Origin of the sequence: Pseudoalteromonas sp. 2CM36K (assembly GCF_023161865.1) — a bacterium.
GTDB classification, from domain to species: Bacteria; Pseudomonadota; Gammaproteobacteria; order Enterobacterales; family Alteromonadaceae; genus Pseudoalteromonas; species Pseudoalteromonas tetraodonis.
Genome location: NZ_JALNTK010000039.1, coordinates 1 through 14,859, shown reverse-complemented (window position 1 = coordinate 14,859; position 14,859 = coordinate 1). Strand labels below are relative to the sequence as shown.

General features: G+C 36.4%; 9 protein-coding genes and 1 pseudogene. 9 read left to right on the top strand and 1 reads right to left on the bottom strand.

Features of this window, described 5'->3' with window-relative positions; genetic code table 11:
• Window positions 1–646: 646 nt before the first annotated feature.
• The 5 genes from MTN97_RS17495 to MTN97_RS17470 all read left to right on the top strand — a co-directional run bounded on the left by MTN97_RS17495 (window position 647) and on the right by MTN97_RS17470 (window position 8,015).
• Complete coding sequence (locus MTN97_RS17495; protein WP_248474999.1) at window positions 647–5,401, top strand: EAL domain-containing protein; 4,755 nt, start codon at window positions 647–649, stop codon at window positions 5,399–5,401.
• 23 nt (window positions 5,402–5,424) lie between these two features.
• The gene (locus tag MTN97_RS17485) at window positions 5,425–6,261 is read left to right on the top strand and encodes a sensor histidine kinase (protein ID WP_085065411.1); all 837 of its coding nucleotides are present in this window, start codon (window positions 5,425–5,427) and stop codon (window positions 6,259–6,261) included.
• Between the two features lie 95 nt (window positions 6,262–6,356).
• Window positions 6,357–7,295: a response regulator gene (locus MTN97_RS17480; RefSeq protein WP_182724199.1), complete on the top strand. Its 939-nt coding sequence runs from the start codon at window positions 6,357–6,359 to the stop codon at window positions 7,293–7,295.
• Between the two features lie 8 nt (window positions 7,296–7,303).
• Window positions 7,304–7,684 (top strand): hypothetical protein, encoded by a 381-nt coding sequence (locus MTN97_RS17475; RefSeq protein ID WP_182724200.1) that lies wholly within the window; start codon window positions 7,304–7,306, stop codon window positions 7,682–7,684.
• Complete coding sequence (locus MTN97_RS17470; protein WP_029772124.1) at window positions 7,677–8,015, top strand: response regulator; 339 nt, start codon at window positions 7,677–7,679, stop codon at window positions 8,013–8,015. The genes MTN97_RS17475 and MTN97_RS17470 overlap by 8 nt, the downstream gene beginning before the upstream one ends.
• 183 nt (window positions 8,016–8,198) lie before the next feature.
• On the opposite strand, the pseudogene MTN97_RS17465 reads toward MTN97_RS17470, so the two are convergent.
• A pseudogene (locus MTN97_RS17465) lies at window positions 8,199–9,161 on the bottom strand (IS481 family transposase).
• 162 nt (window positions 9,162–9,323) lie between these two features.
• Here MTN97_RS17465 and MTN97_RS17460 point away from each other — a divergent pair.
• The 4 genes from MTN97_RS17460 to cas6f are packed head-to-tail and all read left to right on the top strand — an operon-like array spanning window position 9,324 to window position 14,326.
• Window positions 9,324–10,553: a TniQ family protein gene (locus MTN97_RS17460; protein WP_248474998.1), complete on the top strand. Its 1,230-nt coding sequence runs from the start codon at window positions 9,324–9,326 to the stop codon at window positions 10,551–10,553.
• Entirely contained in the window at window positions 10,519–12,645 is a 2,127-nt protein-coding gene (locus MTN97_RS17455; RefSeq protein WP_248474997.1) for a type I-F CRISPR-associated protein Csy2, read from the top strand. The genes MTN97_RS17460 and MTN97_RS17455 overlap by 35 nt, the downstream gene beginning before the upstream one ends.
• 14 nt (window positions 12,646–12,659) lie before the next feature.
• Window positions 12,660–13,712, top strand: a complete 1,053-nt coding sequence (gene csy3 / locus MTN97_RS17450) for a type I-F CRISPR-associated protein Csy3 (protein ID WP_248474996.1) — start codon at window positions 12,660–12,662, stop codon at window positions 13,710–13,712.
• 2 nt (window positions 13,713–13,714) lie between these two features.
• On the top strand, window positions 13,715–14,326 hold the full coding sequence (gene cas6f, locus MTN97_RS17445) for a type I-F CRISPR-associated endoribonuclease Cas6/Csy4 (protein ID WP_029772129.1): 612 nt from the start codon (window positions 13,715–13,717) through the stop codon (window positions 14,324–14,326).
• Window positions 14,327–14,859 lie beyond the last annotated feature (533 nt).

Sequence of the window (14,859 nt, the reverse complement as noted above, 5' to 3'; positions counted from 1 at the left end):
TGATGTATAGCGATTTGATTTTTTCATAGTTCCAGTTTCTCAAGTTATTGAGTCTCTGGCAAACACGGGGCGATTCATTTAGTCACTAATAGTGGGCATTTGGATAATCAACATTTAGTGGTTCAAACTTCATATTCCCTAAGCAGCCAAATTTGCTGTAATCAATTTTTATATATCAAATACAAGCTGTCTACCCCCACGAGCTGACGCTTCAAAGGAGCACTCTGGTAGTTAACTATTTTCTCTATCCGACGTGGATGCTTCTTTCAGATCAGCATTTTGCCAATATTAAAGCCGAGATTTGGAGAAACTTAGCTTTCTGACTGCTTTAGAGCCTTCCACTTTAAATCTTCTGGATAGGATTTAGGTTTGGTTTTTTGCAACAATTTACCTCCATGAGTTAGTTTTCTCATTTAATGAGGTAGCCAAACTACTGATTCAGAAGACCAATAACTAAGTGGAGCCGTGTGGATGAATGTGAAGTAACGGTTAATTTTTTAAAATTGAGCAATGGCAATTATTACCTTTGATATGTAAAATCAACAGGCGTTCAAAAATAATATCTTTGACATAATTTTAACAGGGTAAGCTCAGAATTTTGTTGGGTATATTATAACTATTAATATGGAATTTTATGAAGTTTAGGTTGAAAAAGGAGCAATATGCTTCGTTAATGTATAGTTTATTTTGGACTAGCTTGACTTTTTTATTTGTCAGCATTCCATTTCTAGGAATTAGTAAATTTCAGCACCTTAGTGACAGTGATTTTAGCACTTCCTTACCTATTAATACTATGCTCTTACTAGCCTTAACTGCTGTGTCACTGATTTCTATTGTACAAAAAAGAAATATCCTCTTTACGTTTAGCCTTGGTATTATGGCTACTATATTGTTTATTAGCGCACTTAGTTATACAAATAAATTAATTTCAAACTTTACCATGCCTTGGCTACAGTTCTTCTGTTGGGTTCTGGTCTTAATTGGTTTGCTTAGTGCCTATAAAAAGCAAAGTCCTTTTTTTAGAAAGTGCAGTGTGATCAGTTTTAGTATTCTGGTAGTTGTAGTCATATCTTTATTCTCTGTTAACTCTGGCTCTTTAGGTAGTTTGCAATTTAGTACAACTCCTTATGAATCCTCAAACACTTCTATTTTTCTCCTTTTTAGTGCTGCTGCTGGGTTGATTATACCAATGGCTTCTCTCTTTGATATTAAAGCTCATAGTCGTAGTTTAGGCAGTTGGCTTGTACTACTACTTGCAACTTTCACATTTTTGCTGTGGTTAGATTTTATGCATCAAATAGAAGATGCTAATGGAAAAGTAGCCAAGGAAACTTTATCAAAAATTCAGCAACAAACAGAACAAACTATAAAAGAACAGAAAAGCTTGATGCAAAGGTTAAGCGATCGTATTACTGGAAGTGATTTTATTTACCCTCCAAAACAGTTGAATTTAGATTTTAAGACCTACTTACGTGATTTTAGCTATCTTGACTATATTTCTATTTTAAACAGTTCAGGAAATTTGCACTACTCCGCAGCACAAACTATAGCTATTAAAAAATGGTACGACGACTATGTTGCTACTAAATCAATTTTGTGGCCAGAACAACGTGATAACGAGAATGACGAAAACGCTTATTTTTATTATGACAATCGAATAGATCATACTTTCTTTACTCTACGACTACGTCAGCCTAACACGCATGAGTTATCTGTCATAGTTGCAGGAATAAACTTCAAACAACTGATGCAGTCAATAATTCCTCTAATTGTACCCAGAGGTTATGCCGTCACTTTAGCCCATGAAAATAGTCAAGAACTTTTAGTAAGTCAGCTTGACCCTACGCGACAATACTTTTTATTAAGTAAGAACAACCTTCACAATTCGCAAAGTGAAATGAGATGGCAGTTATCTTTGTATCAAGATTTTGATATTCGACCTAACCATGTCCAGCAGGAAGCAGGATTGATATTAATTGCTGGATGGTTAGCTTGCTTTTTAGCATTGCTATCTCAACAGTATCAGCAACAAATTCATATGCATAAGACGCGTTTAATTTCCGGAAACCGAAAACTCCGCAAAAGCCTTAGTTTACAAAAAAAATTGAAAACACATCATATGAAGTTTATGGAAAATTCAGCCGATCTATTACTTATTGTTGATGGGGATGGAAGGATTTTAGAGGCCAGTCATTCCAGTTATACAATATTAGGTTATACCGCAGAGGAACTTAATGGCAGGATGTTTATGGATTTTGTGCATCCAGGTGATCATCAAGCCACTGAGCATGAAACTCAAAACATCATTGAAGGGCAACATACTAAGCAATTTCGGAATCGGTATATTCGCAAAAGTGGTGATGAGGTGCATTTAATGTGGTCAGCACAATATGTGGCTAGCATGCAAACATTGTATGCCGCAGGGAGAGATATCAGTGAATTAATTAAAGCAGAAAGCTATCAAAAAGCGCAGCAGCAAATTTTACACCTGATTTCGGTCGATGCCCCACTTGACGAAATATTAAAGAGAATATGCTTAATGGCGCAAATTCATTATCCGGCGGTTAAGGCATGTGTGATGCTCAAAGTTGGTCAGAAACTAAAGATTGCCTCAGCGCCCTCATTTAGTAAGCAATTTCATTCAGCGTTAGCTAATATCGATATAGATGATAATGTGGTTTCATGTGGTACAGCAGCTTTTAATACTAAGTTAGTAATTACAAAAGATATTAGCAGTGATAAAAGTTGGCAGGGTTACGCAGAGGCTGTTTTAACTGAACAACTATTGGCCTGTTGGTCATTACCAATGGTAACAAGAGAACATAAGATACTAGGCACATTTGCGCTTTACTGCAAAGAGAGTAGAGCGCCGAATTCGGAAGAGCTGGAGTTATTAAGCAGTTGCTGCCGCTATGCTGCTAATGCAATAGAGCGTACAGAGCAAAAGCGTTTATTGTCAGAAAGCGAGCAACGCTTTCGCTCGTTGTATCAGTTTAATCCTGATCCGGTTTATATTTTAGACCAGCAAGGTTGTTTTACAGCAATGAACAGATCAGGCTGTGAATTATTACAGTGGCCGTTAACTGATTTACAACACATTCACTTTGCTGATGTTATTGTTGAAGAACATCTATCTCGGGTTACGAAATACTTTAAGAATGCTTTAACTGGTAATTCGGAAAGCTTTGAAGCGAGTATAGTAAGTAGTAATGGCTCGCAACACGAATTAAACATAACAATAATCCCCACCTGGGTTAATGGCAGAGTAGTTGGTGTTATTGGTATTGCTAAAGATATCACTGAGCGCTTAAAAATAGAAAAACAACTTAAGTTGTTTAAAAGAGCGGTTGATGCAAGCTCAAATGGAGTCATCATCAGTGATATTACCCAAAAAGATATGCCTATAAGCTATGTTAATTATGGATTCGAGAAACTCACGGGCTATAGCCAAGCAGAGATTGAAGGTAAAAACTGTCGCTTCCTACAAGGTAAAGAGCGGGACGAGATGGTTACTAAGCAAATTCGTAATGCTATCGCGGCAGAACAGGAAGTTAGCGTAGTACTGAGGAATTACCGTAAAGATGGCAGTGGCTTTTGGAATAGTTTATTTTTATCACCAGTACCTAATGATGATGGGGTCATTACTCATTATATTGGTATTCAAACTGATATAAGTGGGCAAAAAAATTATGAAGATGAACTTGCTTTTAATGCGTTTCATGATTTATTAACTGGCTTACCCAACCGAAAGTTATTACATGACAGATTATCGCAAAGTATCAAGATCAGTTCACGCCATAGAGAGAAAGTTGCAATACTCTTTATTAACCTAGATGGCTTTAAATTAATTAACGACAGTCTCGGGCACTTAGTTGGTGATGAGGTTCTCTGTAAAGTAAGTGCACAAATTAATAAACAAATTCGTTCAGGCGATACACTAGCTCGAGTCGGTGGAGATGAATTCATATTAATGCTTCCGGATTTAAATGAACTTAATCAATTAACAATTATGGCTGAACGGGTTCTTGGTGTAATCTCTGAACCATTTTTAATAAGTGGTAAAGAGCTAGAGTTAACTGCAAGTATTGGTGTTAGTGTTTTTGATGAGGGCATACATGGGCCTATAGAGCTTATTAAACGGGCTGATTTAGCTATGCAAAGAGCAAAACAAGTCGGTCGTAATAATATTCAGTTTTACGAATCTGGCATGGAACAAACTCTTAGTAAACGACTCAGTCTCAGAACAATGCTAAAGCAAGCGGTAGCAAATCAAGAATTTGAGCTCTTTTACCAACCACAAGTAGCAGCAGACAACGGGCATATTATAGGCATAGAAGCGTTATTACGGTGGCAACACCCAGAACTTGGGTTTATTGGACCTGATGAATTTATCCCAATAGCAGAGGAAATGGGGTTAATCGTTGAAATCGGTCAATGGGTGATTGAGGAAGCTTCCAATTACAACCGCTCTTTGCAACAGCGAGGCTTGGCTAAGGTTATAATGGCGGTTAACTTGTCTTCACTGCAATTTCAACGTGTGAGCTTTGTAGAGCAATTAGAAGCAACATTGAACCAAGCAAAATTAGAACCTAAGTGGTTCGAGTTAGAATTAACCGAATCACTATTATTAGAAAACATTGAACAAGTTGTAGATAAACTACAGCACCTGAAGCAATTAGGTATCAGTATTGCTATCGACGATTTTGGAACTGGTTATTCCAGTTTAAACTATTTAAAGCGCCTACCGATTGATAAGCTAAAAATAGACAAGTCATTTATACGAGAGCTAGTAACTGATCAAAAAGATACAGCCATTACCCGTGCGATTATTGCGATGGGGCACCAATTAAATTTAAAAGTGGTTGCGGAAGGGATCGAGACGTTATCGCAAGCGAATTTGCTAAACAAGTATGGCTGCGATGAACTACAGGGCTATTATTATTCCAAACCGTTACCTAAAGATAAGTTTGAATCTTTTTTAGAGCAATATTCTCCGATACATGCCCTTGAAACTAAAGCTTGTTTACCTAATTTGCTTCTTGTAGATGACGAAGAAAACATACTACATTCTTTAAAAAGAGTTTTACGCAAAGAGCCAATAAATATTCTCACTTGTAATAGTGCCTTAGAGGCATTTAATCTACTTGCGTTACACGATATACAAGTGATTGTCTCAGATCAGAGAATGCCTGAAATGAGTGGCACTGATTTTTTTAAAGAAGTGAAAGAAATGTATCCTGACACAATTAGGATGATTTTATCTGGCTATACTGATCTTCGCTCCGTAACAGAAGCGATTAACAAAGGTGCTATTTATAAATTTCTCACTAAGCCTTGGAGTGATGAAGAGCTTAAAAGAGAAATCTTATCTGCTTTTCGTATGCACAAGCAACGTTTTTAATAAAAGTAATCAGGGGGCTATTAATGTCAATAGAACAGAGTGAGCTGGAACGTCTAAGAAAACAGGTTGCACAGTTAAATGATCAGCTCATGCACTCAGAAAAGCTAGCATCACTAGGGCAGCTTGCGGCTGGTGTAGCACATGAGATAAATAACCCAATAGGCTATGTCGCTTCAAACTTATCCGCTTTAAATGAGTACATAAATAGCCTTATGATGCTAATTAAGCAATTAAGTAAAGAATTACCCATAGAGAAAACTAACAGACTGAAGCTGGCACATGATTTTGATTATATAAATAAAGATTTACCCATTTTATTATCTCAATCTGAATCTGGGCTAAAAAGAGTTATTGAAATCGTTCATGATTTAAAAGATTTCTCATACTTGGATGATGCAGAATTCGAAGAAGCTGATATCCATTTAGGAATTCAAAGTACGTTAAATATTCTTGGTAATGAGTTAAAATACAAAGCAAAGGTTAATACATCTTTTGCTGATTTACCTTTAGTTAGGTGTATAGCCTCTCAAATCAACCAAGTCGTTTTAAACTTAATATTAAATGCGGTACAAGAAATAGAACACAATGGAGAAATAACAATTACAACCGGTTATGATGATATGTGGGTTTGGTTTAGTATAGAAGACAATGGTCCTGGTATAGAGCAAAGTATATTAGAGTTGATTTTCCAACCTTTTTTTACTACGAAAGAAAAGCATAAAGGTACTGGTCTTGGGTTAGCTTTATCTAGAAGTATTATTGATAAGCATCAAGGTGTAATTGAAGTTAAAAGTAAACTAGGTTCAGGTAGTTGCTTTACAGTTAAATTACCTATATCAATCAAAACTGAAAAAAGGTGAATTTATTTTCTTTGCAATTTATGTGTCTATGTTTGAAAAGCGGTTTTATATTTTGAAAACAAATAAAAGGATTCCTATTTTAATGGTGACGTATTATGTTGCTTAATAATTTTAATATATTAGTGGTTGATGATGCACCTTTAATATGTAATTTTTTATATAGTGTTGCCTATAAAATCCCGGGCTTCAATGCGTATAAGGCATTTGATTATAAAGCAGCTATTGATATATTGGAGACACAAGAAATAAACTTATTAATTACAGATATAGAGTTAAAAAAAGAAAGTGGTTTAGAATTATTATCTCGTATCAGGTCTGGTAGTTTTACCCTTACAGCTCATGATATTCCAATTATTGTTCTTTCTGTAAACTCATATAAAGAATTGATACATCAATGTGTGAAATTTGATGTAAATGACTTTTTGGTAAAACCTATCTCTTCAGTTAAATTAACAGAAAAGATACATGAGCATAAACGGGCTGAGAGAACTATAAAACCCGCAGAGTACTATTTAGAGAAAATTAAGGGCGCTACGGATAACCATCAATCCTTTAAAGAATATAGTCACCGTGGTGTAGCAATTGTTTTAGGTTCAAACAAGAAAGATATAGAGCCAGAGGTAGATAAACAACAACCTGATATATCAGTAAAAAATCGCGATTTTTTAGAGTGGCCAGATAGTGCTACGACAGGGCATCATCAAATAGATCGTCGCTTAAAGAAAGTAGCCTATACAATAAGTTATTTTTATAATTCGATTATTGAAAATCGGAGATATGTTGCAATTGAAAATGCGCGAAGTCGGGTATGTGAGTCTGCCGATTACTTAATATATATTGGAAAGAATATTAAGCAGTATGATCATAGACCTGATTTTTTAAAAGCATTCCAGATATGTCTTGATAGACTTGAAATCTTAATAGCTCAAATTGCTTCCGCTAACTTAAAGAATCGAAACCAAGTACTCGCTTTACTAAGGAAGCTATCGGCATGGTGGGCGCAAACATGTAACCGGCCACTAATACAGGCGTAAATATCTAAATGGAAGATAAATTATATGACTCTAAGATAATAAATCTTAAACATCTGATTGAAATTTTTGACGATGATAGCGTTGAAACAATTACGTCTGCTTTATCTGACTTTTCTTATTCTGCTAAGAACAATATCGAATCTATCGAAAAATATTTTTTAGTGGGCAACTTAGAGGAAATATCCTATTGTGCACATAATTTAAGTGGCTTGTGCCGTTTTTGTGGCGTGATATTACTTAGTTCATTGAGCGACGAATTATACTTAGCGGCTAAAAATAAAAAAATTTCATTAATCAAATGCTTGGTTTTAGATATATCGCTTCATTGGCCTATATTGGAAATACAAATTAATCACATTATAAAACACTATAGAGGCTTTAATGGCTAAGGTATTATTCATTGACGATGAGCCTTTTATTTTAGACGCGTATGCAAGAATGTTGAAAAGTTCGGCTTTTGAATGCTTTACATTATCAGATAGTACTCAAGTGTTTCAGCACCCAGAACTACTTAATTTAGATATTATTGTTGTTGATCACCTGATGCCACAAGTAACAGGTGTTGAGATTTTGATAGCACTAGAAAAAAAATTCCCTACTATAAAAAAAGTTCTTATAAGTGGAGATACTCATAAATTAAAAAACGCTCCATGCGACAAGCTATTACAAAAGCCAGTCAAAAAAATATATCTATTAGATTGTTTATCTTCTTTAATTTGAGCCTCCCATTAACTGGTAACTGGCTCCCAAGTACCTGACAGAGCTCTTGCTTTCTATGGCCAAATACAAGCTTACAGGCTGTTAAAATTTAGTCTTTTGTAAATTAGTGATGGTTTGGTGGGCCTCATTGAATGAGTATCATATTAAGTCTTATCTAACCAACTAGTGTGTGATTCATAGACATCATTTCACTTTTCGTAGTTGAAGATCACGCTGATAATTCGATAACTGAATGCGTTCATTTTCAGTTTCGTAGTTAGCGTGAGCGTCTTCCCAAAGCGGTGTTTTTTCAAGGCGTTCACATACAACATCCATTGAAGTTTTACCTTTGAATGAGCCGTGAGCGCGTTGTCAATTATAGTAATGCTGCCACTTAGGTAACGTTTCATTTTTGAGTTTGTCCAAATCCAAATTAACGGTCGAATAAAACTCTTCTTTATCAGTTCTTTGTGACCTTTCAACTTTGCCATTTAAGCGAGGATAGCCTGGCTTATTGGGGCGAAATTTAATGCCATGCTCCATCAATTTGAGCTGTACTTTTTCAGCAAAAAACTCCGTTCTGAGATCCGTTTAAACTCGCTGTAGCGGGAATGGCATTTCTTCTATTACCTTATCGATGAAGGTAAGAGTATTGGCTGACGTTTTACGCTTAAAAACGTCCACACGCGATATCTAGAGCAATCATCAACAGCAGTATATTGATAAATCCCTAGTGCAATTTTACATGTATCCATCTGAACTCGCTCACTAGGAATAGGTCTTTGGTATCGAATGAAGTCTTTTTTCTTCCGCTGAAAAGCTATTGGTTTTACTTCATGTTTGGTCAGCTCTTTGTGAATTGAAGCAAGCGATAGCTGAAATTATGCTCGCGAAGAAGCTCATTTTGAATTCTTCTGGCACCAAGTTTTCTATCTCTCTGAGTTTAAGAATCCACTCTTCAATTCGATTATTAATTTTAGAGTTTGGGGAGCTGTGCGGACGTCTAGAAACGTCCTGTAGGCTGTCTAGTCCTTTCTCTTTGAATCGCTTGTACCACTTTCGAAGAGTGGGTCTAGAAATTCCACACCGACGACAAACTAGGCCCGCATTATTGGTTTCTTCGTAAAGCTCAATCCACTTTAAACGTTGTTTAATTTCTTTGTTCATAGAGTCATAGTATATTGAAACGACCTCTATGAATCGTACAGCTAATAAGAATCAGTAATAGTATATAGGGCAGCTATACAATAATATTATTTATGATGTGGCTTGCATATTAAATGGGATGGCTTTATCTTTTAGCTTAGGATTTCTAAGTTTAAGGCGTTTATGGCTTTTCTATTTTCTCCCAAGGCTCGGGCATTTTCTGACGAATCGTTGGAAAGTTACTTGTTACGGGTCGTTTCTGAGAATTTATTTGACTCGTATGAAGGGTTGAGCTTAGCTATTCGAGAAGAGCTATATGAGCTTGATTTTGAGGCGCATGGTGCATTCCCAGTAGATTTAAAGAGGCTCAATGTTTACCACGCCAAACATAATAGCCATTTTAGGATGCGGGCTTTAGGGCTACTTGAAACACTACTCGATTTACCTCGATACGAGCTACAAAAGTTGGCTTTGCTAAAGTCAGATATTAAATTTAACTCCTCCGTCGCTTTATATAACAATGGCGTAGACATTCCCCTGAGGTTTATTCGTCACCACGCCGAGGGAGCTGTTGATTCGATTCCGGTATGCTCACAATGTCTTGCAGAAGAAGCTTATATAAAACAAAGTTGGCATATAAAGTGGGTAAATGCATGCGCTAAACATCAGTGTGCTTTGCTACATAACTGCCCAGAATGCTGCGCTCCAATTAACTATATCGAGAATGAGTCAATTACTCATTGTTCATGCGGTTTTGAGCTGTCTTGCGCTAGTACCTCGCCTGTAAATACGTTAAGTATTGAACATTTAAATAAATTACTGGATAAAGGTGAGCGCAACGATAGTAACCCGCTATTTAACAATATGACTCTTACAGAACGTTTTGCTGCGCTTCTTTGGTATCAGGAGCGGTATTCTCAAACAGATAACTTTTGTTTAAATGATGCTGTGAACTATTTTAGTAAATGGCCAGCAGTTTTTAATACAGAGCTTGATGAACTAAGTAAAAATGCAGAAATGAAGTTAATAGATCTGTTTAATAAAACTGAGTTTAAGTTTATTTTTGGGGATGCTATTTTAGCTTGCCCCAGTACTCAAAAGCAGAGTGAATCTCACTTTATTTATAGGGCTCTATTAGATTATTTAGTTACTTTAGTTGAGAGTAACCCTAAAACTAAAAAGCCCAACGCAGCCGACTTATTAGTAAGTGTATTGGAGGCTGCAACTTTATTAGGTACTTCAGTAGAGCAGGTTTATAGGTTGTACCAAGATGGTATTTTGCAAACGGCATTTCGTCATAAAATGAACCAGCGGATCAACCCTTATAAGGGCGCGTTTTTTTTAAGGCATGTTATAGAGTACAAAACCAGTTTTGGAAATGACAAAGCTAGAATGTATTTGTCGGCATGGTGAGTATATGCATTTAAAAGAACTGCTAGAGATTACAGACACCACTGAGCGGGATAGGTCATTACGTCGTGCTTTTAGCCCTTATACGGCAATGATTGATATAACAGGCAGCGAAGCCGTTGCCCTGATTATTTTGTTAAACCTGACTTATCGAAAAAACCAAGTTGATGACTTGCTGGATAAAAAGCTAGCAAAACAGGCTTTAAAAAGTGAAGACCATATTAATAAATGTATTAAGGAAATAGCGTGGTTTCATACTCATAATTTAAAGTACCCTGACATTAGAGTCAGTAAGCAAAATTTAGCCGTAGAGCCTCCAACACTGCACTCTTATGTTTTGAGTAGTGCTAACTATCCTAAAGCCTATGGCTGGTCACATGACTCAGCTAAAGTTAATTTTGCTAAATTATTTGTTAGTTACTTTAAATGGCAAAATCAAGTCAGTTGGCTGGCACAAGTATTAGCTACGAACTCGGATAACTGGAAATCCGCATTTACCTCTCTTGGGTTATCCGTTAAGGCATTTAAAAGCTTATGTGTAACCGTTAAAAATTCATTGCCTGAAGAGGCCATTCCCGACTCTGTTGACCGCTACTCTCGCCAAATTAGAATGCCTTATCATGATGGTTACTTAGCTGTTACGCCTGTAATTAGCCATGTTGTTCAATCAAAAATTCAACAGGCGGCAATTGATAAACGAGCTCGATTTAGCAATGTAGAGTTTACGCGTCCTGCTGCTGTCAGTATGTTAGCTGCTTCCTTAGGTGGTGTTATTAATGTGCTTAATTACCCTCCTTATATACGAAGTAAATATTATGGTTTAAGTAACTCACGAGCATTTAAATTAAATAATGGGCAAACAGTATTTAACGTTGAGGCACTATTAAAGCCGGAATTAATTAAAGCTTTAGAAGGTATTATATTTAGTAATAATGCGCTGGCTCTTAAACAGCGTAGACAACTAAAAGTAAAAAATATTAAAGAGCTGAGAAACACGCTTTTAGAATGGTTTTCACCTGTATTTGAATGGCGCTTGGACGCTATTGAGAATGGGTATGACTTAGAACAGCTTGAGAGTGCTTCAGAGCGACTAGAGTATAAAATACTATCGCTACCCGACAATGAACTCCCTTCGCTAACGATTCCTTTATTTAGGTTACTAAATGAAATGCTTGGCGGTGTGAGCATGACACAAAGGTATGCTTTTCATCCTAAATTAATGAGCCCTTTAAAAGCAGCTTTACAATGGTTGCTTGTTAATCTTACAGATCAAAAACATGTACTGATTGAAGAAGATGATGAACATTATCGCTATCTTCATTTAAGCGGTATACGTGTGTTTGATGCGCAAGCATTATCAAACCCTTACTGCTCAGGTATTCCATCTTTAACCGCTGTTTGGGGTATGATTCACAGCTACCAAAGAAAACTTAATGAAGCGCTAGGAACAAATGTACGGTTCACATCCTTTTCTTGGTTTATTAGGAATTATTCTGCTGTAGCAGGAAAAAAACTTCCTGAACTGAGCCTTCAAGGCGCTCAGCAAAGTAGGCTTAAGCGGCTAGGAATTATCGATGGCAAATACTGTGATTTGGTATTTGATTTAATAATACACATTGATGGTTATGAAGATGACTTACAGGCAGTAGATAGTAAGCCTGACATTTTGAAAGCGCATTTTCCATCTAACTTTGCAGGTGGTGTTATGCATCAGCCTGAGCTTAACTCAAATATAAATTGGTGCTGTTTATATAGTAATGAAAATCAGTTATTTGAAAAGTTAAGGCGACTCCCTTTATCTGGTTGTTGGGTTATGCCAACTGAGCACAAAATACAGGATTTAGATGAGCTACTCTTATTATTAAATAGTGACTCTAAACTAAGCCCATCTATGATGGGATATATGTTACTCACCGAACCGATGGCTAGAGTTGGATCACTTGAAAGACTGCATTGTTATGCTGAACCAGCAATAGGAGTGGTGAAATACGAAACGGCCACTAGTGTAAGGCTAAAAGGTATTGGTAACTATTTTAATAGCGCTTTTTGGATGCTAGATGCACAAGAAAAGTTTATGCTAATGAAAAAAGTTTAACCGGAAAATACTTAATGGAACTATGTAATATATTAAAATATGATCGCTCGCTTTACCCTGGTAAAGCTGTGTTTTTTTATAAAACGGCTGACTCTGATTTTGTTCCTCTAGAGGCTGATATTAATAAAATTCGAGGCCCTAAATCTGGTTTTACTGAAGCATTCACCCCACAGTTTTCCCCAAAAAACATCTCACCTCAGGACTTAACACATAATAATATATTAACTCTAGAAGAGTGTTATGTACCTCCAAATGTGGAGCATATATTTTGTCGGTTTTCTTTGAGAGTACAGGCTAACTCGTTGGTCCCTTCAGGCTGTAGTGATCCAGAGGTTTTTTCTTTATTAAAAGAGTTGGCAGAAACATTTAAAGAATGCGGTGGTTATAAAGAGCTAGCAGTAAGATATTGTCGAAATATTTTGATAGGTACATGGCTTTGGCGTAATCAAAACACCGGCAACACTCAAATTGAAATTAAAACCAGCAAAGGGAGTTGTTATTTAATCGATAACACTCGTAAGTTAGCTTGGGAAAGCAAATGGACTTCTGATGATCTAAAAGTATTGGAAGAGCTTAGTAATGAAATTGAGAGCGCATTAACTGATCCCAATGTGTTTTGGAGTGCTGATATAACCGCGAAAATAGAAGCCTCATTTTGCCAAGAGATTTACCCAAGCCAAATCCTTAACGACAAGGTTAAGCAAGGAGAGGCCTCAAAACAGTTTGTAAAAGCTAAGTGTGCAGATGGCCGTTACGCTGTAAGTTTTAATTCAGTAAAAATAGGAGCAGCCCTTCAGTCAATAGATGATTGGTGGGATGAGGATGCAAGTAAAAGATTACGAGTGCATGAGTTTGGTGCTGATAAAGAAATAGGGATTGCCCGACGTCCTCCTGATTCTGAACAGAATTTTTATTCTATTTTCAAAAATACGGAATGGTATTTGTCAGCCCTTAAAAATTGCATTACTAATAAAAATGAAAAAATAGACCCAGCTATTTATTACTTATTCTCTGTATTGATTAAGGGCGGAATGTTCCAGAAAAAAGCAGAGGCTAAAAAGGCGTAATTATGCAAAGGTATTACTTCACAGTCCACTTTTTACCAAAACAAGCTAATCTAGCGCTGCTTACTGGCCGTTGTATTTCTATTATGCATGGGTTTATTTTGAAGCATAATATTGAAGGAATGGGGGTTACGTTTCCTGCATGGTCGGACTCATCAATTGGTAATGAAATTGCTTTTGTTTACACGGACAAGGAGATTTTAAATACCCTTAAAGATCAGGCATATTTTGTGGACATGCAAGATTGTGGCTTTTTTAAAGTAAGCCAAGTTTTAGCTGTACCTGACAGCTGCGAAGAAGTACGTTTTATACGTAATCAGGCGGTAGCAAAAATTTTCACAGGTGAAAGTAGAAGAAGATTAAAGCGCCTGCAAAAAAGAGCGTTAGCAAGAGGTGAAGATTTTAATCCTAAAAAGATCGAAGCTCCCCGAGAGATTGATATTTTCCATAGAGTGGCTATGACTAGTAAGAGCTCACAAGAGGATTATATTCTGCATATTCAAAAGCAAGATGTCGACTGCCAAGCTGAGCCATACTTTAGTAATTATGGGCTTGCCTCAAATGAAAAGTTTAAAGGCACGGTTCCTGATTTATCACCCTCAATAGATAGAAATTAACCTTTATTAATGTCTTCATTACAAGCCGTTGATAACAGAACCCTCTGAGCAAGCATATAAAAATATGGGTAAAATTGAATTTGCTTTTTAATTATATGAATTATATAAACAAGCTTAGCTATCTTTATAGTGACCTGCCGTATAGGCAGCTGAGAATGTGCTAACAAGCAATGGCCGATCTTGTTCTATGTGACCTGCCGTATAGGTAGCTGAAGATAAAAACAATCGATTCGATGTTTAAGTTAATGTAACTCTGCCGAACAGGCAGTGAGTAGCAATTGAAAAAAAACCAGTCTTATATTTGAAGGCTGGTTTTTTGTTTTTAGCGTAATAACTTTTATTCTATTATGTCATTGTATGGTTGTATTTTATGTCAGTGAATGATTGCAGGTTATTTGTAAGTTATTGTTATGTCTATCCAGCGTATGTCACGCTTTGCTTGCAGCGACAAAGGTTAAAGGTTAAAGGTTAAAGGTTAAAGGTTAAAGGTTAAAGGTTAAAGGTTAAAGGTTAAAGGTTAAAGGTTAAAGGTT